This is a genomic window from Gudongella ferriphila, assembly GCF_046224405.1.
Lineage (GTDB): Bacteria > Bacillota > Clostridia > Tissierellales > Tissierellaceae > Gudongella.
Genome location: NZ_JBJXRK010000001.1, coordinates 440884 through 462561, shown reverse-complemented (window position 1 = coordinate 462561; position 21678 = coordinate 440884). Strand labels below are relative to the sequence as shown.

Below are 21678 nucleotides of genomic sequence, written 5' to 3'. Positions count from 1 at the left end.
TCAGGAAGAGGAAAGTGGCAATAATATGAGGATACTATTTAAAAGATGCAGCCAGGCAATGGCTGCATCTTTCAATATGGGAAAAGCAAGGGAAATATTACTTTGTATTATTCAGTTGAGTTGTAGTAACTCTTCAAATACTTCACAAAGTTTTCTCCTGCCCAACCAAGGGCTTTGTCTTTCTTGGCAATGACCGTCACATCCCAGGTGAAAATATCACAGATAATAGGTATTGATTTCACATTTGAAAAACTAAGATCTTCAGATACAAAGTCAACGGATATGCCAATGCCCCTGTCCAGACTACTCATTTTGTAGGTGACGAAGATTTCGCCTGTTGTATGGACGATATTTGGACTGACACCCTTTGTCCTGCATGCCTGCAGGAAGTTGTGATACATTTGGAAATCCTCGTTTATAGTGATCACATTCTCCTGATGCAGATCCTCAAGACTCAGGGAATCCCTACTTGCAAGAGGATGGGTATTATTTACGATTGCATGGGGCGTATGGCGTTTCAGTAGTTCACAGCTAAACGTTGAATCATCAGTGGGCCCGAGCACTATACCCAAGCAATCCTCGTTGTCAAGGACTGCCTGGTGGCACATGTTATCAGGGTACTCCATGTAACTAAAATCTATATCCGGGTGGTTGTAGGTGAACTGGTCTATAAAGTCCACAGGTAAGGAGTTCAGCACCCCAAGGGCGAAAAAAACCTTCAAGGGCTGCTTTTCAGGATTTTTCAACCCATCTATGGTCTCCAGGATTTTGGCTTCATTGGAGACAATCTCCTCAGCGTACTCCTTAATAGCTGACCCGTATTTGGTCAGAATCATACCCTCGGCTGTCCTGTAGAAAAGAGGGACCTTCAATTCATTTTCAAGGCTGATGATTGATTTGCTCAAGCCCTGCTGGCTGATGAACAATCCAGAAGCGGCTTTTGAAATATTGGTCTCTTCACAGATTTTCAAAAAATATCTAAGCTTATTTATATCCATTCAGGTCATCTCCTTCTTTACAATATTATACAGTTCAATGGACAGTACTACAACTCTTAGTTGTTGGGTTTACAAATAAGTGATGTTTCCATGTTGATTTAAAGTAATATAAGATTGAAGTAGAAGTAGTTGGAAATTTTTGAATATTTGGAGGAGAGAGTAAGAAATGCTAATCAAAGCAGCAGTGACCCACAGTAAGGGAAGAGAGTTTAAGATCGAAGATGTTCAATTGGATGGTCCAAAATATGATGAGGTCCTTGTGAAAATCGTTTCTTGCGGAGTATGCCATACTGATGCAGTTTCAAGAGACCAATTGATACCAGTTCCTCTACCAGCTGTCCTGGGACATGAAGGCTCTGGAATAGTGGAAGAGGTGGGGAAAGGTGTAAAGGGAGTGAACAAAGGCGACCATGTGGTTCTATCCTTCAGTTCCTGCGGTAGATGCCATAACTGTCTGACGGGGAAGCCATATGTGTGCAAGGAGTTTAATGATCTGAACTTTGGTGGAATAATGAATGATGGAACCAAGAGGCTGTCTCAAGACGGTAATGAGGTATCAACATTTTTCGGACAATCATCTTTTGCTACATATGCAACAGTAAATGAAAGAAATGTTGTTGTAGTCGATAAAGACGTTGACCTTGGGGTAGTTGGACCCTTGGGATGTGGGTTTCAAACTGGGGCAGGGACAGTCCTCAATGGATTGAAGCCTCAAGTTGGCTCATCCCTGGTGGTGTTTGGCATGGGATCTGTTGGATTGACAGCTGTCATGGGGACAAAGATTGCTGGTTGTGAAAGGATACTTGTGGTAAGCGGTAGCAATGAAAAACTGGAAATGGCAAAAGGCTTCGGTGCTACAGATTTGATTAACTACAAGGAAGTAGATGACGTGGTTGAGGAAATAAAGAAAATAACAAATGGTGGTGCTGATTATACCGTAGAGACAACCGCAGTTCCCAAAATTGTAAACCAAGCCATGTATGCACTTAAGGTATTGGGAACCTGTGCGATTGTGGGGGCTACCGGTGATGTTACCTTAAACATCCAAAATGCCTTGATGGCTGAAGGAAAAACCATGAAGGGTTTTATTGAAGGAAATTCCATACCTCAAATTTTTATACCGGAGCTGATCAAGTACTATAAGGAAGGAAAATTCCCAATTGACAAGCTTGTTAAGAAGTATAAGTTTGAGGATATAAATCAGGCCTTTGAGGATTCCCACAAGGGATTGACGATCAAGCCTGTATTGGTTATGGATTAGAGAATTTATGGAAGGAGGATAACTATGTTAAAAGGTGGATATCAAGGAAAAGTGTTAAGGGTCAATCTGACAACTGGTGAGATTACCAAAGAGGAGCTCAAGGAGGAGATGGCAAGGGACTACATTGGTGGCGCGGGCTTCGGTCTTAAGTATCTCTACGATGAGGTTCCTGGTGATGCTGACCCATTTGGTGAAGACAATAAGATGATATTTGCGCCAGGTCCGTTGAGCGGGACTAGCAGCCCCTGCGCCAGCAGGATGTCTGTTGTGACCAAATCGCCCCTTACTGGAGCTGTTGGCATGGCAACATCAGGTGGTCATTTTCCAGTGGAGCTTAAATTTGCCGGATATGACGCACTTATTGTTGAGGGGAAGTCTGAGGAGCCTGTTTACATACACATCAAGGACGACCAGGTAAAAATAAGAAAGGCGGATAAGATATGGGGAATGGAGACCTTTGACACCCAGTCTTTTCTTAAGCATGACCTTAATGATCAGCAGCTTAGAATTGCCTGTATTGGGCCTGCAGGGGAGAATCTTTCCAAGATGGCCTGTATAATCAATGAAAGGAGAGCTTTTGGCAGAAAGGGAGTAGGAGCTGTAATGGGTTCAAAGAACCTTAAGGCAATTGCTGTCAGGGGCACTGGAACTGTCCAGATTGCAGATGAGAACGCCTTCAAAGAAGCCAGAAGCGCCATGCTAAAACACATGAAGGAGAGTCCTGTTCTCTATCCAAGCTTCTCCAAAATCGGTACTCCCATGATGGTTGATGCAATAAATGCCCTGGGAATGTTTCCGTCGGAAAACTTCATGACCACAGGGGAGAAGGATTATACTCCTGATATTGGAGCGGAAAAAAGCATCGAGGCAAGCATTGCAAGTGAACCCTGCTATGGATGCCCTGTAGGGTGCAGCCAGCTGAAGCTTGTAAGGGGCAGCAGCAAGTACATCGGGGCTCTATCAGACCCTGAGTATGAGACATACTACAGCTTTGGGGGCCAGACCGGCGTAAGGGACCTTGACAGCATAATCGCAGCTGACAACCTGTGTGATAGGTTGGGGCTGGACACAATGTCAACCGGTGTGACAATTGGATTTGCCATGGAGCTTTATGAGAAAGGACTACTATCCAAGGATGATTTAAGCGGATTTGACCTTAAGTTTGGCAACCATGAAGCCATGTACGATGCGATAACTGAAATTGCATATAAGAAAGAGGGCTTGGGAGAGCTGCTGGCTGATGGTTCAAGGGTGTTATCTGAGAAGTTAGGCAAGGCAAGTGAAGATTACGCCATGCATGTCAAGGGACTTGAGTTCCCTGCATATGACCCTAGGGGAGCCAAAGCCCATGGGTTGAACTACGCCACAAGCTACACCGGTGCAGACCACAACAGGGGATATGCATTCCAGGAGATCTTTTCCATCCCGGTGCCCTATGCGGTGGACAGATTTGCAATTGAAGGCAAGGGAAAACTGACCAAGTGGGACCAGGATGTTAGAACAGCAACCTGCGATTGCCCAACTATGTGTGCATTCCTATTTGACATGGCACTTCCAGGGACGGCTCTGGAGAATACTGCAAACATGGTAAATGCCGCTTCAGGTCTAAGCCTGACTCCGGAAGAGGTGGAAAGGGTTGGGGAGCGAGTGAACAACCTTGCAAGGCTCTTTAACATTTCCGCCGGAATGACAAGAAAAGATGATACTTTCCCAAAAAGAATCATGACGGAGCCCATAAAGGCTGGGGATTCAAAGGGTCAGCATATTCCTCAGGAAGATCTGGATGCCATGCTGGATGAGTACTATGAGGTTCGAGGTTGGACAAAAGAGGGAGTACCAACCAAAGAGAAGCTTCAGGAACTGAATATTAAGCTGGGATAATATGATTAGCATAACCCTGAACACATTTATGGGAATGGAGAAGCTGTTTGGAGGAAAAAAATCACAGGTGATAGAGCTGCCTAAGGACAGCACTGTTGGAAGCATGATCAAGGAACTTGGAGACATGTTCGGCAAGGAGTTTACAAACATCACAATGAGCGGACAGCATAGACTAAAAGAAGGATTGGTCATAATGGTTAATGGTGTCAATATATTTGCAAGGGAGGGTTTTGACACCAAACTAAATGATGGCGATAGTGTCTTGTTTTTTCCACCTGTTGGAGGAGGATAAGTTTATAATGTAAATGCAGCCCCACTGAGGGCTGCATTTTTCGTACAGAAAATAATGTTTGGTATTTTACTTTCTATTCTTTATGAATTAGTGGTAGAATTAAATGGATGGCAAGGGTCATTAGTCTTGCAAATGGTTGATCTAAAGGAGTTTTCATATGAAGTTGTTCAACATTCTTTCGGATGATTTTTTCAAGCCACTAACAAGTAAATATAAAGAAACCTATGTGGATTGCATGGAGATAATATATGATACCTACAGAACCGAGTTCTCCTTTGGCGTGGAAAGGGAGGTCCTGATTGGAAAGCTTGAGCAATACTTTGATGAAAGGCATCCTGATGAAATGGTCTTTGACGAGGAGGAAGTATCTGTTACGGATTCGAGATCCAAGGCAACTTCCGTTCTTAGACATCTGAAAAACTGTGGTTGGATTGAGTTTGAACACGATGCCAGCTACAATGTGAAGGTCAATCTCCATGACTATGCTGCAACAATCATCGAAGCACTTATCAAGGTTGATAGAAATGAGGAGATGGAATACCAAAGTGAGATATCTTCAATCTATGGTATCCTTATGAACCTGGAGGGATATGGAAGACCCTATGAGAACGTAATAAAGAAGGTCATCGAAAATACGGAGTATGTCATGGTTGGTCTTAAAAAGCTCAATACCTCCATCAAGAACAGGATAGACAGTATAACCAGGGATAAGACAGCAGCAGAGATTGTAAGGGATTTCTTCGACTACAACATAGAGATAGGATCGAAAAGCTACCACCGCATGAAGACCAGTGAGAATATTTCCCACTACAGGCTGGAGATTGTGGAAAGACTAAGATATATTATGGATGATAAAAACGTATTTGAGAGAACAGTGGACGGATTTATGGAACTTGAGCAGGTGGAAAGCAGGCAACTTGCCAGGGAGGAACTTAGGAGCAGAATCCTAAGGACGATCTCCTCCTTTAACAGCTACGATGATATTGCAAGGGAAATTGATGATAAGCATACGAAATACCTTTCAAGCTCTGTTGCCAGGGCAAAGTTTCTCTTGAATGATTCTGGGAATACGGACGGTAAGATATTCCAGATTCTTGCCCTTATGGCGGATGAGCTTAACAGGGAGGGTGAGACTGGCCTAAATGATGATACAGAGGATGATTTTCTAAAGATATTTGAAATATTCCCACAGGGTTTTCTAGATGGGGAGTCATTATATGTCATGCCCATCACAAGGAAGAACCAGCTACCCCAGCTGCTGGACAAGTCAATTGGATTAAGTGATGAGGAAAGACTGGTAAGAAAGATGGCCCTCAGGGAAAAGCACCGAAACAGGTTTTCAAGAAAAAACGTCAACTCTTTTGTGATGGAGAGTCTGGGAGACAGGGAGACAATCCTTGCATCTACCCTGCCACTGGCAACAAAGAGGGACCTTATAAGGGTCATATTCATAAGCCTCTATGGAAGGCATCACCTGTCCAGCTATAGGGTAAAGAGAAATGGAAGTATAATTGAATCAAAAGGTTTTAGGTTTGAGGATTTTGAGATAGAAAGGCGGGATGGGGATGGAAATATTCAGTGAAAGCTCAACCCAGAAGGAAAGATTCAGAAGCGCTGCGAACAAGCTTCTCAACCATTGCTTTGTGCTGAAGAAGAAGGAAGATACCAGAAATGACTATATTTTCATTCTGCAGCATAGGGAAAAATTCCAGGAGTACTTTGATCTTCTGGGTTATGAATTAAAAATCAATGAAAATAGCGATGTTGCTGGACTTGTTAACTACAATGGTACGGGAAGGTTTCGCTTGAAGAAGATTGAGACCATAGTCCTCCTGATTTTGAGGCTTCTTTACATAGAAAAAAGAAGGGAATTAAGTGCAAATGAGGATATAATGGTGTTTTCAGAGGATATCCATGATAAGTATGGAATGCTTAGGATAGAATCCAAGCCCACCATGGACAAGACCACATTTAGGGAAGTGATCAGGCTTTTTAAAAGATTCAATATCGTATCCAACATTGATACTGATGTGACTCTTTCCGATGCAAGGATAGTAATCTATCCATCGGTACTCTTTGCAGCACCTGGTGAGAATATAAACAAGCTGGCAGAGGAGATATCAGAGAGACTTGAAAAATTTGCAGGTGGAGGTGTTGAGGATGAAGAGATTGACCAGGATCAGGCTGATTAATTGGCATTATTTCATAAATGAAACCATTGAAGTTGATGGATCCTTCCTCATTTCTGGAGAGAACACATCCGGAAAATCAACCGTGCTTGATGCCATTCAACTGGTTCTGACAACCAATACCAGGAAGTTCAATACAGCTGCCAATGAGAAGAGCAAAAGGGATTTGAGGGGTTATGTCAGATGCAAGACAGGGGATGAGGAAAATGCATTCCTGAGGAAAGGGACCGTAATATCCTACGTCGCCCTGGAGTTTTTTGAAGAGACAAAATCGTCATACTTTACAATGGGGGCAATGATGGAGTCACCTGATGAGGACGCAAGGCTTAGTACAAAGTGGTTCGTGGAGGAGTGCAGGCTGGATGAGATAAGCTTCATAACCGGCGGAAGACCATCAATGAAGGATGAGTTTAGGCGTAAGGACAGAAAAATCGTGCTTATCGGTCAGATGGGAGAAGCAAAACAAAGATTTGGAAGAAGGCTTGGGAACCTTGAAGACAGATTCTTTGACATGATACCAAAGTCACTGGCCTTTAAGCCCATGGACAATGTGAAGGATTTCATCAACAAGTTCATCCTTTCGGAAAAAAGGATTGAAGTACATTCCCTCAGGGAGAACATCCGCCATCTTAAGGAATTTGAGGAGCTTATGGCAAAGACTAGGAGCAAGATAGAATCACTAGAGGGTATTCTCCAAAAGGAAGCTGAGATCCAGTCAAAGGAGAAGGACAGAAAGGTCAATGAAATCCTTCTAAAGAAAGCAGAACTTGAGAAACTCAAGAATCAGATGGATAGACTGGAGAGGGATACCTATGTGATAAAGGGGAAACTAGCCAATGTTTTTACAAGAAGAAGAGAGACCGAGGAGGCATACGAAAGAGAGAACAACAGACTCATTGGACTTGAGGCTGCTCTCCAGAGCAACGAGGTCACAAGACTGATTCAGGGTATTGAGAACCAGATAGGGTCCATGGAGAAGGAGAAGGAACATCTGGCTGAAAAACTGGGAAGGCTTTCTGCCATGTTACAGAAATGCCAGAAAGCATTTGAACTACTTTTCAGAGAAGGGATTTCAACCATAACCAGGAAGCAGATTGATGATATGGGGAACAGCAAGTTTCCCCTGGATGAAAAGCTTGAAAGGGCATATGAGATGGAGGGAATTGTCCGGGTCAACAAGAGTCAATACAACGACAGGCTTTACGGTTCAAGGCAAAGGATAAGCCAGCTGGAGCACACAAGGAGAAAGCTTCAGGATGAGATAAGGGACCTTCAGAACAAGAAGTTGACCTATCCACAGAACACCGTTAATCTAAGGGAGGAAATACTGTCAGAGTTCAAAAAGCGTGGAATAAGAGCAAATGTATGGATTTTCTCAGAACTTCTTGAAATCACCGATCCTTCCTGGCAAAATGCCATAGAGGGCTACTTGAACACACAGAGGTTTTACCTGCTGGTAGATCCCAGGTATTACCAGGTGGCCCTGGATACATATAACAGAGTTAAGGAAAGGATCCATTCCGTAGGTCTGATAAACACCGACAAACTGAACCTGGAGCTTGAGGCAGAGAGATCATCCTTGGCCTACTTTGTAGCAAGTAACAACAGGTATGCAAGGTCATATGCATATTACCTCCTTAACAGGGTTACCAGGTGTCCCAGGCTTGAGGATTTGAAGAAACATAAGGTTGCAATAACTGAAGGTTGCATGCTGTATCAGAACTATGCTGCCAGGAAGATTGACGAGAAGATCTACAACCCTCCATTCATAGGCGCAATCGCTTACAAAAAGCAGCTTGAAATCAGGGAGGCTGAGCTTGAGGAGACAGTCAAGGAACTGGGCATATTGAGAAAGGATGTTGAAAGATTTGAAACCATCCTCGATGCCCTTGATTCCTGCCACATGGAAACAGTCAAGGATAACCTGCCAATACCTGATGAGATTTCGAGAATAGAAGAAAATTTGTTCATAAAAAGAAATGAGCTGGAAAAGGCAAAAAGCAATCCAACATACCTGGAGATTAAGGGTGAGATTTCCCAGTGTAGAGAAAAGGTAGAAAGACTTCTTAGGGAAAGTAGGGAGTACGTAGCCCAGTGTACGGCTTTAGAGAAGGATATGGAGACCAACAGAAGCAAGACTGCTGAAATAGAAAGAGAATATAAGGAAAGGGAGGGAGTTCTCAATAATCTCAGAGAGACTGAATCGGATGCCTTTGAAGAAGGAATTAGAAAGTATGAGGACCAGTCAAGATCCAAGTCGCCAGAGACCATAATCACAAACTTTTCACCTCACACGTTAGGTCTTGAGAACACGGTGGTCAAACTCACTGACATTCTTAAGGACCAACAGAGGGGATATTGTAGCCTTTATGATTGTGATTTTGGAACCGGACGGGAGGCAATGGAGGAGTATGTAAGGGAACACCATAAGCAGGTCTCATCTGAAATTGTGAAGTACGAGGACCAGCTGGCCAAGGCAAAGGATAACTGCGAGCTGGAGTTCAAGGAATCCTTCCTGGCCAGGTTAAAGGAGAATATTGAAAGTGCCAGACTTGAGTTCAAGCAGCTAAACAAGGCCCTTAGGGGAATCTACTACGGGGAGGACAGCTACAGGTTCGAGATTACAAACAACAAGAAGAAGGAGAAGCTTTACCAGATGATCATGTCCGACCAGAACACTGGAGGCAGCCAGATGTTCCGTTATAGTTTTGAAAGTCAGTATCAGGAGGAAATAAACGACCTCTTTGAAAAACTGACTGCATACGACGACTTGGGAGACAAGGTGATTTTGGAATATACAGATTACAGAAGCTATCTGGATTATGACATAATCGTTGAGAAAATGGATGGGAGCAGCCAGAGGTTCTCAAATATCTATGGCGAAAAGAGCGGTGGTGAGACCCAAACGCCCTACTATGTTGCAATAGCGGCGTCATTTGTACAGCTGTATAGGGCAGGGAACACGATCAGGATAATCATGCTGGATGAGGCTTTTGACAAGATGGACGACAATAGGATAGCTGCAATGATGGACTTTTTCAACAGCCAAAATTTCCAGATCATATTGGCTACACCACCAGGGAAGATGGAAATCATCGGAGAAAAGGTCGATACCGTTCTCTTGGCCATAAGGGAAGGTAACAATGCAATTGTTGAGGTGTATGACCTATGATGGGCAAATATGAAAAGAAAATCCTAAATGAGCTTTTGGACAAGTATGAAAGCAGCAAGAGCTTTGAGGGAACAAATAAGGTGAATCAAAAATTCAAGGTTAGGATATCAACCCTGTTTCCAAAGTATGAGGACCATTCAAACTACGATCTTTTCAGAGATATAAATGAAGAGGTGGAAGTACTGGCCAGGAAAGGACTTGTAAAGACAAAAAAATCAGGTGGAGGAGTAATCAGCGAGGTTTATCTAAATACCGAAGCTCTTGATGAAGTCTATAGGTACATCAAGAGGATCCCAAAGAACCAAATAAACGATAGACTGGAAAGATTAATCAGAAAATATTGCAGAAATAGTGAGGTTTTAGATAGTTACCTGAAGGACCAGCTTCAAAGGATAAGAGAGAACAGGGGCGTAAGGTTCTTTTCAGGTGACTTCGATGAATTTGAAAGAGTGCTTGTTGCTGTTAAAGAGCTAGGAAATCTGCAAGAGGAGCAATTCATAAGGGAGTTTTCAGTGCAGCTATATAACGATTCAAAGGCATTTGGGCATATTCAGGGAAAGGTAGAAAGTCTTCTTTACGATTACGGAGATTACCCCGAGAAGGAAGAAATATTAGGTAATTTCAATCTGTTCAGAACACCTACATATGTTAATTTCAAAGGTGCCGGGGAAATTTGTCTGTCTGGTCAGAAAATTGACTTAAGCAAGTTGGATTCGGATATCGCCATCTCGTCAAGTATGATAGATGACATTGAAGCTGTTCAGGTTTTTGAGGGAAAAGTTATGACGGTCGAGAACCTTACTTCCTTCCATAGATTCAATGAAAAGGGATATTTTGTAATATACTTGGGTGGGTTCCATAACAGAGTGAGAAGAAATTTTATCAGAATGCTTCATGACCAGAACAAAGAAACAAGTTTCTTTCACTTTGGCGATATTGATGCTGGAGGGTTTCTTATATTGGAGCATTTAAACAGAACTACAGGAATCGAATTTATGCCATATAAAATGGATAAGGACACTTTGAAAAAATATGAGGACAATGGAAAACCACTTTCTGAAAACGATAGAAAAAGACTTAAGAAATTACTTGATGGACAATTTAGAGAGACCGTTGAATATATGTTGGAGAACAATGTGAAGCTTGAACAGGAGGCTATTTTGTGAGGATGTGTTTTAAATGAAAATTGGATTCTCTTGAGATAATATATTAAACCTACAGGGGGAGAAGATATGAAGGGATATATCATTACAATCGAATTTACCGACCTGTCACCGAGGGTGTGGAGAAGGCTTGTCATTCCTGATGGGTGCACCTTTAGAAGGCTGCACGAGGCCATACAGTTTGCAACCAATTTCAAAAGCATACTTGGTACTGACTACCATCTCTATGAGTTTGTACTGGAAAAGGACAGGATCAGGGTTACCAATGACGAAGATTCATATGAGCAGCACAAGGATTTTGAGAGGAACAAGAAGAAGTATATGAACAAATTGAAGAAGTCCAAATCCCAGTATTCTGAATTTGAGAGAAACAGGATCAAGGCCCTGGGCATCCAGGTGAGAAAACCTTCAGGGATCAAAATCGACAGGTTTTTAGAGGAATATGGAAGCCTAGAGTACACCTATGACTTCGGAGATGGATGGAATATTCTGATCACCCTTGAGGATGTTGTAAATGACTACTATTTTGGTTACCCGACCCTTCTGGATGGTGAGGGAGATGCTCCCCCTGAGGATGTGGGAGGAGTGGCTGGATTTGTGGAGTTTCTCAAGGAGTACAAGAATCCAGACAGCAAGCATCACAATAAGGCAAGAGAGTGGGCAAAGCAACAAAACTACAGGGAGTATGACCCTGATTGGATAAACCATATGATTAAGGCTGTGAAATGGAAAAAGACCCAGTGGGACATGATAAACCATCATAACTATGAGGTGATTGAGGATAAGTATAGATAGAACAATTAACCCGGAACACAGTCAGGAGTCGGATTCGAATAGTCAAACTCTGGGTAATAAGATTTGTCATGTGGGAAAATTTGAAAATATAAGTGGAAAATATTAAGAAAAATAAATCGAACACTTGTACGCGTTATTTAAATATGATAAGATTTAAGTAATAATTCCGCATGGAATTTGTGGTATAATATCCATACGGATGAAATCGTGGAGGTGGCCATATGACCAATGAAGAATTTCAAAGGATAGTGCTGGAGGAATTGAAGGATCTTAAAGCGGGTCAAGGCAAGCTTGAAGACAGAATGGGAAGCTTTGAAGATAGAATGGGAAGCCTTGAAAACAGAATGGGAAGCCTTGAAGACAGAATGGGAAGCTTTGAAAACAGAATGGGAAGCTTTGAAGACAGAATGGTAAGCTTTGAAGACAGAATGGTAAGCTTTGAAAGAAAATTGGATGCAGTGGTAGAGCAGACGGCAATACTTACTGAATTCAAGGAAGATACCAGTAAGAAGCTAGACATCATTATAGAGGAAAACCAGGTTTTCAAGGAAATATTAGGCAAACACGAGGTTGATATCAGAAGGATTCAGAAAAGGATAGTATAAACAATAACTCACCACCCTTGTGGTGGGTTTTGTGTAGAGGGGTATCAGCCCAGTTGAAAGGAAGTGGAGGAAATGGATGTAAGAATCAGAAAAGTGACAGAAGAGGATCTTGAAGAGGTGGTTTCGGTTGAGGCTGAGTGCTTTCCTCAGGCAGAGGCGGCAACAAGGGAGTCACTTGAAAACAGGATTAGGACCTTCCCTGACAGCTTTTTCGCTGCTGAAGCTGACAATAGGATCATAGGCTTTGTAAATGGTTGTGTAACCGATGAAAGAACAATCAGGGGTGAGATGTTCAGTGATTCCAACCTGCACAATCCACAGGGAGATTACCAGGCGATATTTGGACTTGATGTAATACCTGAGTATCAGAGACAGGGGATTGCTGCAATGCTTATGGAGCATATGATTGAGGAATCTAAAAAGTCAGGAAGAAAAGGTGTCATTCTTACTTGCAAGGATAAGCTGATCAAATACTATGAAAAATTCGGATTCGAAAATCTTGGAGTATCTGATTCCCAACACGGCGGAGCCACCTGGTATGATATGATTTTGGAATTTAGGAAGTAAGAGGAATAAAATATTACTATAGGCTTATGTGTAAGCTTTAGCCAATCAGGGGAGGTATTTTATGTTCAGGGAAATGAGAAGGAAAAATCAGTTGCTGAGCCAGGAGGATGTGGCGGCGGTATTTGACAGGGGGACAAACGGAGTACTTGCATGTCATGGTGATGGGGATTATCCCTATGCAGTCCCAGTAAGCTATGTATATTACAATGACAAGTTATATTTCCATTCGGCAAAATCAGGGCACAAGGTGGATGCCATAACAAAAGATCCCAAGGTTTCCTTTGCTGTGGTGGATGAGGACACAATTGTAAGCGAGGAGTACACTACATATTTCAGAAGTGTGATTGCATTTGGAAAGGCCAGGATTGTTGAGGGTGATGAGTGGATTGAAGGCTTTAAGGCCTTGGTGGACAAGTATTCCGGTGACCTTCCCGAGGAGGCCAACATTAAGGAAATCAAGGGCTGCAAGACTTCACACATTATTGCCATCGACATTGACCATATGACAGGCAAGGAAGCAATTGAGTTTGTAAGGGAAAAGAATAAGAAGTAAGCACACAAAGCGGGTAACCCCGCTTTTTTTCTTTGTCTGAAACAACAATACGAGCATATGTCTTTAACTCTGGATTGTTGTAAGTCCATATTGCAAGGGGTAAAAAGCATCTAAGGAGGGATTTTAATGGACACTCACAAGGAATTCATAGATCAGATAGATGAGCCAGGCAAGAGAGACAGGATCAAGATGATACTTGACCATATCAAGGAGAAGTATCCTCACCTGAAGGAGGAGATAAAGTGGAATCAGCCCATGTTCAGCGACCATGGAACCTTTATCATAGGTTTTAGCATATCCAAGGGACATATTTCTCTTTCACCTGAAGCCCATACCCTGGACATTTTTGATAAGGAGATCAGAGAATCAGGCTATGAGAGGACAAAGATGACCATGAAGATCAAATGGAAGGAAAAGGTGGACCTTGATCTTATTGACATGATGATCCAATACAATATTGAAGACAAGAAGGACATGACCAGATTCTGGAGATAGATACAAGATGGTGGGGTTAATGAAATTTATGATTTGAGGTGAGGTTATTGAAAAAGATTATAGTTGTCTTGGCAGGCTTGGTGGTGGTAGTTTGGGGGATGCTGTTTTTTATGAACAGGCCAACCCAAATACCAGGACCAGTTGATGAGATACCAATTGAGAAACCTGCAGGAGAGGAGGGTGAAAGTCCTGATGCAGTGAACAATTCTACACTACCCATTCCGCAGATTCTTGAGGATACAGATCCTTCACCTGATAGGGCTGAGTTTTTCATGGTAGCCCAGAATGGCAGCAGGGAGTTTTTCCCCGGGGTTTGGACGGAAACCATGGGCTACAATGGTGATTTTCTTGGTCCTGTCATAAGGACCAGAAGGGGGGAGACTGTAGCTGTAAATGTTGAGAACAGCTTGACTGGCGAGTTGACCACAATACACTGGCATGGCCTGGAGGTTGAGGGAGAAGACGACGGAGGACCTCATTCAGGAATTCATCCTGGTGAGACCTGGAGCCCTGAATTTACGATAGACCAGCCTGCAGCTACACTTTGGTACCATCCCCATCCCCACTACAATACTGGAAGGCAGGTATATAAGGGTCTGGCGGGTCTTTTTATAATAGAGGATGAGGTTTCGGATTTATTGGACATTCCAAAGGAGTACGGGAAAAACGACATACCGCTGATAATCCAGGACAAGAGGTTTGGTGAGGATGGAAGCTTAGAATATATTCTAGGCGGTCCTGATGTGATGTTTGGGCTGATGGGGAATGAGATTCTTGTAAATGGTGAAATTGGACCCTATCTGCATGTGGAAAAAGGATTGATGAGATTCAGGATCCTTAACGGCTCAAATGCTACAATATTTGACCTTAGACTTGATGATGGCAGCAGCTTCCATCAGATTGCCACGGACGGTGGATTTCTGGAGGAGCCTGTTGAGCTTGAAAGACTCATTCTTGGCCCATCTGAAAGGGCTGAGATCCTGATGGATTTCTCAAGCTATCAGGATGGTGAAAGGATCAGCCTTTCTCATCGGGACAGGAGCTTCATGGAATTCATTGTGGATGGAAACAGGGTAAATGATTATGCAGTACCGGGATCACTTACTGAAATTGAATGGCTGAAGCCTGAGGATGCCACAAGGACCAGGGAATTTGTATTTCTGGGTATGGGTCCCACTGTAAACATAAATGGCAAGCAGTTTGATATGGACAGGATAGATGAATATGTAAACCTTGGTGACACTGAGATTTGGGTCGTATCAAACCAGAGCGGAATGGGCATGATGGCAGGAAGCGTACATCCCTTCCACGCCCACGGAACCCAGTTCCAGATCCTTGACCGGGATGGGAATCCTCCATATATCTTTGAAAGGGGATGGAAGGACTCCTTTGTTGTGGATGCCGATGAGACTGTGAGGGTTATTGCAAGATTCAAAAAGCCAGGGCTGTTTATGTACCACTGCCACATACTGGAGCACGAGGATGTCGGCATGATGGGTCAGTTTCTTGTTGAATGAGATAGGTCTTGTTAGGAGTGATATTGATGAAGGACGATGATAAAAGGATGAAAGAACAGAAGAATCATGACAATCATGGCAGTCATGACAAACACAAGGATCACGGGGACCATGGAGGACATGACCACGGAGATATGGTGGCTGACTTTAGGAGACGCTTTTTCATCTCCCTGGTTCTGACCATACCCATTCTAGCCCTGTCTCCCATGATTCAAGGCTTTCTTGGAGTGGACTGGAGGTTCTCAGGGGATATGTACATCCTCTTTGGTTTGTCCACTGTGGTTTTTTTCTACGGTGGATGGCCCTTTATAACCGGGGCCAGGGATGAGCTGAAGGACAGGAGTCCCGGAATGATGATGCTGATTGCCCTGGCGATAACCATTGCCTATGGCTACAGCAGCCTTGTGGTGTTTGGCTGGGAAGGCAAGCAGCTCTTCTGGGAGCTGGCAACCCTTGTTGACATTATGCTTCTTGGTCACTGGATCGAGATGAAATCAGTGATGGGTGCTTCAAATGCTCTGGAGGAGCTGGTTAAGCTTATGCCCAATGAGGCCCACAGACTGGATGATGAGGGTAATGCTGAGGATGTTCCATTATCTGAACTGAAAAGCGGAGACCGTGTCCTTGTTAAGCCTGGCGAGAAGATACCTGTTGATGGAGTGATTGTGGACGGGAAATCCGCAGTTGACGAGTCAATGCTAACCGGAGAGTCTGTTCCTGTTGAGAAAAAAGAAGATGATGAGGTGATAGGGGGATCCGTAAACAAGGAGGGCTCACTGACCGTCCAGGTTGAAAAGACCGGGGAGGATTCCTACCTTTCACAGGTAATCAGGATGGTCCGGGAGGCCCAGGAAACAAAGTCCAAGACCCAGGATCTTACAAACAGGGCTGCCAAATGGCTGTTCTACCTGGCCCTTGGTGCCGGCTTTATTACCCTCTTTGTCTGGCTGTCACTTGGTTATGAGTTTGACATGGCCCTTGAGCGGATGGTTACGGTTATGGTAATAACATGCCCCCATGCACTTGGGCTTGCATCACCCCTTGTGGTTGCGGTTTCAACAACCCTTTCAGCCAAGCAGGGGCTGCTAATAAGGAACCGTGCCAACTTCGAGGGGGCCAGGAATCTTGATGCTGTAGTGTTTGACAAGACCGGGACCCTTACAAAGGGTGAGTTCGGCGTAACGGATATTGTACCAGCCGAAGGCTACGAAGAGGCTCAGGTGTTGAAAACAGCGGCAGGCCTTGAACAGAATTCGGAGCATCCAATTGCAACCGGAATTGTCAATGAAGCCAATGAAAGAGAAATTGACCTTGGCAAGGTCCAGGACTTTCAATCTCTGACCGGCAAGGGAATAGAAGGCAGGATAGGTGGAGAGAAAATCAATGTTGTAAGCATAGGCTATATAGAGAGCAGGGAACTTTCATATGACAGGGAGAATTTCGACAAGATGAGCGAAGATGGAAAGACTGTTGTGTTTGTCCTTGTTGAGGATAAAATCATTGGAATGATCGGCCTTGCTGACATGGTAAGGGAAACTGCCAAGGAGGCCATTGCATCCCTGAAGGAGATGGGAGTCCATTCCATAATGCTAACAGGTGACAACCGGAAGGTTGCTGACTGGGTTGCCGGACAGCTGGGTATAGATGAAGTCTATGCCGGGGTTCTACCGGATGACAAGGCGAATCAGATCAAGAAGATCAAGGAGGACAAGGGCTGGAAGGTTGCAATGACAGGAGACGGGGTCAACGATGCCCCTGCCCTTGCTACAGCAGACCTGGGTATTGCCATAGGTGCAGGGACTGATGTGGCAATGGAGACAGCAGATGTTGTCCTTGTAAAGAGCAATCCGAATGACGTTGTCGCCCTTATGGACCTGTCAAGGAAAACCTACAGAAAGATGGTCCAGAACCTGTGGTGGGCAAGCGGATACAACATAATAGCCATACCTCTTGCAGCAGGAGTTCTGGCACCTTGGGGGATAGTTCTAAGCCCCGCAGTTGGAGCCATACTAATGAGCATGAGTACCGTTATAGTCGCAATAAACGCCAAGATGTTGAAGGCCTAGATTCAAATCCACCCTATGGAAGGAAGAGTAAGTGTCAAGCTCCTTCTGGAGGGTGGATTTTTTATTTACATTCCTTTAATCTTCTCAATAAGTCCTTCAGGGTCTGAGTTGAGCATCAGTCCAGCTGATAGACAAACGCCTGCAATTCCTGTGTTTTCGAGCTGGTGTACATTTTCAGCATTTATTCCACCAATGGCATAGACCGGGAGGGAGGTACTATCAACAAGGAGTTTTAGCTGGTCCTTTGATATCTTTTTGGCATCTACTTTGGTATCGGTATCAAACATGGCTCCTGACCCGAAATAATCGACTCTTTTTATTTCGCCATTTTTGATGGCCTCAACAGTCCTTGCGGAAGCGCCTATGATCTTTTCAGGCCCCATGATTTTCCTTGCTGTTTCAATAGGAAGATCATCACCACCAAGATGGACACCGTCAGCATCCAAAGCCATGCAAACATCCACCCTGTTGTTTATGATAAGGGGTGTATTGTATTTTTTGCATAGGATTTTCAGCTTCCTTGCCGTTTCATGTATGGTCAAGGTGGAGTTCGCCTTGTCCCTGTATTGAAGCATGTCAATTCCTGATTTGAGGATTCTGTCTATTCTTTCAAACCATTGCCTCTCATCCTTCATATCACTTGTGATTAGATAAATTCTCATTTGCCAAAACCTCCAGTTCTGTTAGTAAGATTTCCTGAATCCTCCCGTAGGAAAGTTCAGGTGGGATCCTCTCTGCAGTTTTTGCCATAAGGCTAGCTGAGAAGACCGATGCATCAAATGGAGAAAGACCCTTTAGTAAAAGACAGCCAATTATTGTGCCGAGGATGCAGCCTGTTCCAGGGAGTTTGTGAATTTTGCTTGCTGGCATTTCCAAGAACTCACTTCTTTTGCCGTGGGTGATCTGAACGGTCTTTCCCGTCGTTACCAGCACAGCCTTGTAATTTAGGGTAAAAGCCTCTGCGTCTCTTTCATTGAGAAGAGAGCCTATTTCACTTTGGTTTCCTTTTATAACAGAAATTCCTTTGCCCTTGATCAGTTCAAGGGCAAGACCCCTTCTGGAATTTGATAGGGAAATACCCACAGGATCAAGTACTATTGGCTTGCCGGCGGCTTTATAAACTGGAATTGTATTTCTGATTGCATGAAGCTTGTCTGGATTTGGCATTCCCAGGTTCAAAACCAGTCCGGATGACACGGAGGCTATCTCATGGGCATCAAGACTGCTGTTACCCATTATGGGAATCAACCCCATCAGCTCTGTTACCTGTGCCTGAAGGTTTGAAGCCACTTCATTTGTTATGTGGTGGAGGACTGGGATTTTCTTTCCTTCCATATCATCATTCCTTTCGTTGAAGTGTAGTATAGCAGTGATACAAGGGCCATTGCTGGCAATGTGGTCCCAATGGACAGGTCGATGGCTACAAAGATTCTGTATACGCCAACTCCAAGTATCCAGAGGACCAATGCAAGGGCATCGGATGTGGATTGATTACCCAGGATGTAGTAGTCAGTTATGAGGATAGCGAACAGGGGTACAAACAAGGCGCCAATCCACAACAGGAATCCTTCATAGGCCGACATTGGAAAGGTCAAAGCTATCAATATGGACAAAAGCACAACGCCGGTTCCAAGGTGCTTTTCGGAAAACCCAGGAAGGAGATTCTTGACTGACAGGCCTGCGCTGAAGGCATCCAGATATGTAGTGGAGATGGTGGAAAGCATAATGATCAACACACCGATAGGTCCGTAGCCCTGATTGAGGAGTATGGAGCCTATATCCGTGCTGCCAAAGCCCAATGCTGCAATAAGGCCGACAAAATACATTAGTGAGCTCCCAATAAAATACCCGATAAACGTACCCAGGTTACCTCCCAGCTTGCTTTTGCTGTCCCTTGTATAGTCAGCCACAAGAGGAACCCATGAGATTGGCATAACTATTGTCAGTTCAATAGCAAGTCCCAATGAAAGGGTGTTCTGGTTGGTCATTGAAGTGACTCCTTCTGTGCCCAGACCTATTCCTATAAGGATAATTGTAATGGCAAGCATTGAAATGCCAACTAAAATATTGCCTACCTTCCATAGGCCCTTGCCAACATATAGCCAAAGTGCTATAAGCACTCCGAGAACAACTATCCATGTGGTAGTGGAACCAAAGGAGAGGATGTTCTGGGTCAGCACCGATGTTGCCGCACCGCCGGATATGAGCATGATGACCGTCCACCCCACAAGCTGGGTTGCATTAAGAAAAGAGAACAGGGCCTTGCCGTACTTGCCAAAGGTCAGCTCGGTGGATTCCATGCTTGCAAGCTTCTTTTCGTAGCCTATGTTCCCAGCAGCTGCCATAATGAGGCCGCCTATTATATGGCCGACTATGATTACAAATATACCCTGCTTGAAGCCCAGGGGAGCCAGCAATCCTCCGGTCATTACTTCTGCAACTGAAATTGCAGCTCCAAACCACAGGAAAGTAAGGTTCAATCCACTGAATCTATCCATTGCGTGACCCTCCTTCATGGAAATTATGGAAGTGATGTAGAACACCGACACCCTTTCCCACCGCAAAGCCATATTTTATACTCTCATAGACATATGCCTTTCCATTTTGGACAGCATCATCCAAACTGAGCCCCTTGGCGAGATTGGAGCATATTGCCGAGGACAGCGCGCAGCCAGTGCCATGATTGCTGTTGGAAGCTAGCCTTTCAGCGTGGAATCTCCTTATTTCCATGCCGTCAAAGAGGATATCGACCGCAGGACCTTCAAGGTGTCCACCCTTTATCAGCACGTTCTGGCATCCAAGAGACATCAGCTCTTTGGCTGCCTTGATCATGTCCTTCTCGCTTTTTATCTTCACTCCGGTCAATACTTCCGCTTCGGGAATATTTGGGGTGATAAGGTATGCCATGGGAACAAGCTGATCCTTAAGTGCATTTACTGCATCAGGCTGAAGGAGATGAGAACCGCTCTTTGATACCATGACAGGGTCCAGCACAATCTTAGGCAAAGAATATTTTATTAAGGTTTTAGCTATCATTTCTATGGTGTCAGGAATTGAGACCATGCCTATTTTGATTCCGTCTATTTCCATATCATCGAACAGGGCACTTATCTGTGTCTCAATCACCTTCCTTGGAATATCATGAACTAGAGACACCCCCTGTGTGTTCTGGGCAGTCACTGCTGTAATGACACTCATGCCAAAAGTTCCATTTGCTGAAAATGCCTTCAGGTCTCCCTGTATACCTGCTCCACCTGATGAATCGCTGCCCGCTATTGTTAATACCTTTTTCATTACAGTAGAACCCCCTTCCCTAGACCATTCAGTGACTTGACAGTTAAGATTCCAATGATTGCACCACCTAGGCTTGAAATCATAAATGGTGGAATAAAGAAGAACGCACCTGCTTCGGACCCCAACAGGAACCGTGAGAGGGGAAAAGCAACAAGACTTCCAACCATCCCTGTGCCTATTACTTCACCTATGCCAGCTGCATAGGATTTTTTGAAGTATTTATAGGCAAGGCCCGCCAACATTGCACCGAACATGCTTCCTGGAAATGCAAGAACTGATCCGACACCCAAGACATTTCTCAACAGTGAAATCAGCAGGGCGTTGGATACAGCATAGCCTGGACCCAGTAATATGGCGCTTATGACGTTAATTGTATGCTGCAGGGGATATGCCTTTGCAACGCCCACTGGGATTACAATGATGTGGCTTGCAAGCACACCGATTGAAACCAGCAATCCACTTAGAACGAGTTTCTTTGTTTGCATAAAAAAACCTCCTTGTATTTTTTGTACTAGAAGGCTGGATGTCTGCAAGGTATAAATAAAAGCATATCTCCTTGCGACGGAAATATGCTCTATATGCAGCATGATACTTCCCTACGCTGGTATTATCCAGATCAGGTATAAGGGTAAGAAACTTATGGGCTTCACTTTCAGCTGGCCATTCCAGCTCCCCTAGTACAATTGTATTATTAACTTGAGAACAATATACCAGAAATCAAAAGAGGTGTCAAACGTTAAGTTTTGAGCATTTTAAATTGGAAAATCCAAATGTTCTGTGGCTGTAGCCATGTGAAGGGTATAAATCCAATAGAATGGACAAATTAAAAC

20 protein-coding genes and 1 riboswitch are annotated in these 21678 nt (G+C 44.0%); of the genes, 14 read left to right on the top strand and 6 right to left on the bottom strand.

The genetic code is table 11. The annotated features are described in order from the left end of the window. Nucleotides 1-107: 107 nt before the first annotated feature. The gene (locus ACKVDP_RS02270; protein ID WP_409227173.1) at nt 108-998 is read right to left on the bottom strand and encodes a LysR family transcriptional regulator; all 891 of its coding nucleotides are present in this window, start codon (nt 996-998) and stop codon (nt 108-110) included. 166 nt (nt 999-1164) lie between these two features. Between ACKVDP_RS02270 and ACKVDP_RS02265 the strand changes: the two genes are divergently transcribed. From ACKVDP_RS02265 to ACKVDP_RS02200, 14 genes are all read left to right on the top strand, one after another. Continuing rightward, nucleotides 1165-2259, top strand: a complete 1095-nt coding sequence (locus tag ACKVDP_RS02265) for an NAD(P)-dependent alcohol dehydrogenase (protein WP_409227172.1) — start codon at nt 1165-1167, stop codon at nt 2257-2259. A 24-nt stretch (nt 2260-2283) separates the two neighbouring features. Next, nucleotides 2284-4140, top strand: a complete 1857-nt coding sequence (locus ACKVDP_RS02260; RefSeq protein WP_409227171.1) for an aldehyde ferredoxin oxidoreductase family protein — start codon at nt 2284-2286, stop codon at nt 4138-4140. A gap of 1 nt (nt 4141) precedes the next feature. After that, the gene (locus ACKVDP_RS02255; protein ID WP_409227170.1) at nt 4142-4432 is read left to right on the top strand and encodes a MoaD/ThiS family protein; all 291 of its coding nucleotides are present in this window, start codon (nt 4142-4144) and stop codon (nt 4430-4432) included. 157 nt (nt 4433-4589) lie between these two features. After that, nucleotides 4590-6014: a Wadjet anti-phage system protein JetA family protein gene (locus ACKVDP_RS02250; RefSeq protein WP_409227169.1), complete on the top strand. Its 1425-nt coding sequence runs from the start codon at nt 4590-4592 to the stop codon at nt 6012-6014. Further along, nucleotides 5998-6624: a DUF4194 domain-containing protein gene (locus ACKVDP_RS02245; RefSeq protein WP_409227168.1), complete on the top strand. Its 627-nt coding sequence runs from the start codon at nt 5998-6000 to the stop codon at nt 6622-6624. Before ACKVDP_RS02250 ends, ACKVDP_RS02245 begins: the two co-directional genes overlap by 17 nt. Next, on the top strand, nt 6593-9793 hold the full coding sequence (locus ACKVDP_RS02240) for an ATP-binding protein (protein ID WP_409227167.1): 3201 nt from the start codon (nt 6593-6595) through the stop codon (nt 9791-9793). The genes ACKVDP_RS02245 and ACKVDP_RS02240 overlap by 32 nt, the downstream gene beginning before the upstream one ends. After that, entirely contained in the window at nt 9790-10959 is a 1170-nt protein-coding gene (locus ACKVDP_RS02235; RefSeq protein ID WP_409227166.1) for a Wadjet anti-phage system protein JetD domain-containing protein, read from the top strand. The genes ACKVDP_RS02240 and ACKVDP_RS02235 overlap by 4 nt, the downstream gene beginning before the upstream one ends. 66 nt (nt 10960-11025) lie before the next feature. After that, complete coding sequence (locus ACKVDP_RS02230) at nt 11026-11751, top strand: plasmid pRiA4b ORF-3 family protein (RefSeq protein ID WP_409227165.1); 726 nt, start codon at nt 11026-11028, stop codon at nt 11749-11751. A 221-nt stretch (nt 11752-11972) separates the two neighbouring features. After that, on the top strand, nt 11973-12356 hold the full coding sequence (locus ACKVDP_RS02225) for a hypothetical protein (RefSeq protein WP_409227164.1): 384 nt from the start codon (nt 11973-11975) through the stop codon (nt 12354-12356). Nucleotides 12357-12428: 72 nt separating this feature from the next. Continuing rightward, the gene (locus tag ACKVDP_RS02220; RefSeq protein WP_409227163.1) at nt 12429-12923 is read left to right on the top strand and encodes a GNAT family N-acetyltransferase; all 495 of its coding nucleotides are present in this window, start codon (nt 12429-12431) and stop codon (nt 12921-12923) included. Between the two features lie 61 nt (nt 12924-12984). After that, on the top strand, nt 12985-13476 hold the full coding sequence (locus ACKVDP_RS02215) for a pyridoxamine 5'-phosphate oxidase family protein (RefSeq protein ID WP_409227162.1): 492 nt from the start codon (nt 12985-12987) through the stop codon (nt 13474-13476). Between the two features lie 126 nt (nt 13477-13602). Beyond that, nucleotides 13603-13971: an iron chaperone gene (locus ACKVDP_RS02210; RefSeq protein WP_409227161.1), complete on the top strand. Its 369-nt coding sequence runs from the start codon at nt 13603-13605 to the stop codon at nt 13969-13971. Between the two features lie 47 nt (nt 13972-14018). Next, on the top strand, nt 14019-15488 hold the full coding sequence (locus tag ACKVDP_RS02205) for a multicopper oxidase family protein (protein ID WP_409227160.1): 1470 nt from the start codon (nt 14019-14021) through the stop codon (nt 15486-15488). A gap of 26 nt (nt 15489-15514) precedes the next feature. Continuing rightward, nucleotides 15515-17554: a heavy metal translocating P-type ATPase gene (locus ACKVDP_RS02200; protein ID WP_409227159.1), complete on the top strand. Its 2040-nt coding sequence runs from the start codon at nt 15515-15517 to the stop codon at nt 17552-17554. A 65-nt stretch (nt 17555-17619) separates the two neighbouring features. Here ACKVDP_RS02200 and thiE read toward each other — a convergent pair whose 3' ends face one another. Genes thiE through thiW form a run of 5 tightly spaced genes read right to left on the bottom strand, consistent with a single transcriptional unit; the run spans nt 17620 to nt 21333 of the window. Beyond that, entirely contained in the window at nt 17620-18216 is a 597-nt protein-coding gene (gene thiE / locus ACKVDP_RS02195) for a thiamine phosphate synthase (protein WP_409227158.1), read from the bottom strand. Further along, a complete protein-coding gene (locus ACKVDP_RS02190) occupies nt 18191-18889 on the bottom strand; it encodes a hydroxyethylthiazole kinase (protein ID WP_409227157.1) in 699 nt (232 codons plus the stop codon). The genes thiE and ACKVDP_RS02190 overlap by 26 nt, the downstream gene beginning before the upstream one ends. Next, a complete protein-coding gene (gene cytX, locus ACKVDP_RS02185; protein ID WP_409227156.1) occupies nt 18853-20052 on the bottom strand; it encodes a putative hydroxymethylpyrimidine transporter CytX in 1200 nt (399 codons plus the stop codon). The genes ACKVDP_RS02190 and cytX overlap by 37 nt, the downstream gene beginning before the upstream one ends. Beyond that, the gene (gene thiD, locus ACKVDP_RS02180; RefSeq protein WP_409227155.1) at nt 20045-20848 is read right to left on the bottom strand and encodes a bifunctional hydroxymethylpyrimidine kinase/phosphomethylpyrimidine kinase; all 804 of its coding nucleotides are present in this window, start codon (nt 20846-20848) and stop codon (nt 20045-20047) included. Before thiD ends, cytX begins: the two co-directional genes overlap by 8 nt. Beyond that, complete coding sequence (gene thiW / locus ACKVDP_RS02175) at nt 20848-21333, bottom strand: energy coupling factor transporter S component ThiW (RefSeq protein ID WP_409227154.1); 486 nt, start codon at nt 21331-21333, stop codon at nt 20848-20850. Before thiW ends, thiD begins: the two co-directional genes overlap by 1 nt. A gap of 91 nt (nt 21334-21424) precedes the next feature. Further along, nucleotides 21425-21534, bottom strand: a riboswitch (TPP riboswitch). Between the last annotated feature and the right edge of the window lie 144 nt (nt 21535-21678).

Bases quoted from the DNA above. Each gene is read 5' to 3' on its own strand.
- thiD (WP_409227155.1), bottom strand. From the start codon at position 20,848: ATGAAAAAGGTATTAACAATAGCGGGCAGCGATTCATCAGGTGGAGCA.
- ACKVDP_RS02220 (WP_409227163.1), top strand. From the start codon at position 12,429: ATGGATGTAAGAATCAGAAAAGTGACAGAAGAGGATCTTGAAGAGGTG.
- ACKVDP_RS02200 (WP_409227159.1), top strand. From the start codon at position 15,515: ATGAAGGACGATGATAAAAGGATGAAAGAACAGAAGAATCATGACAAT.
- ACKVDP_RS02240 (WP_409227167.1), top strand. From the start codon at position 6,593: ATGAAGAGATTGACCAGGATCAGGCTGATTAATTGGCATTATTTCATA.
- ACKVDP_RS02225 (WP_409227164.1), top strand. From the start codon at position 11,973: ATGACCAATGAAGAATTTCAAAGGATAGTGCTGGAGGAATTGAAGGAT.
- ACKVDP_RS02230 (WP_409227165.1), top strand. From the start codon at position 11,026: ATGAAGGGATATATCATTACAATCGAATTTACCGACCTGTCACCGAGG.
- ACKVDP_RS02260 (WP_409227171.1), top strand. From the start codon at position 2,284: ATGTTAAAAGGTGGATATCAAGGAAAAGTGTTAAGGGTCAATCTGACA.
- ACKVDP_RS02190 (WP_409227157.1), bottom strand. From the start codon at position 18,889: ATGGAAGGAAAGAAAATCCCAGTCCTCCACCACATAACAAATGAAGTG.
- ACKVDP_RS02235 (WP_409227166.1), top strand. From the start codon at position 9,790: ATGATGGGCAAATATGAAAAGAAAATCCTAAATGAGCTTTTGGACAAG.
- ACKVDP_RS02265 (WP_409227172.1), top strand. From the start codon at position 1,165: ATGCTAATCAAAGCAGCAGTGACCCACAGTAAGGGAAGAGAGTTTAAG.
- ACKVDP_RS02245 (WP_409227168.1), top strand. From the start codon at position 5,998: ATGGAAATATTCAGTGAAAGCTCAACCCAGAAGGAAAGATTCAGAAGC.
- thiE (WP_409227158.1), bottom strand. From the start codon at position 18,216: ATGAGAATTTATCTAATCACAAGTGATATGAAGGATGAGAGGCAATGG.
- cytX (WP_409227156.1), bottom strand. From the start codon at position 20,052: ATGGATAGATTCAGTGGATTGAACCTTACTTTCCTGTGGTTTGGAGCT.
- thiW (WP_409227154.1), bottom strand. From the start codon at position 21,333: ATGCAAACAAAGAAACTCGTTCTAAGTGGATTGCTGGTTTCAATCGGT.
- ACKVDP_RS02250 (WP_409227169.1), top strand. From the start codon at position 4,590: ATGAAGTTGTTCAACATTCTTTCGGATGATTTTTTCAAGCCACTAACA.
- ACKVDP_RS02210 (WP_409227161.1), top strand. From the start codon at position 13,603: ATGGACACTCACAAGGAATTCATAGATCAGATAGATGAGCCAGGCAAG.
- ACKVDP_RS02270 (WP_409227173.1), bottom strand. From the start codon at position 998: ATGGATATAAATAAGCTTAGATATTTTTTGAAAATCTGTGAAGAGACC.
- ACKVDP_RS02255 (WP_409227170.1), top strand. From the start codon at position 4,142: ATGATTAGCATAACCCTGAACACATTTATGGGAATGGAGAAGCTGTTT.
- ACKVDP_RS02215 (WP_409227162.1), top strand. From the start codon at position 12,985: ATGTTCAGGGAAATGAGAAGGAAAAATCAGTTGCTGAGCCAGGAGGAT.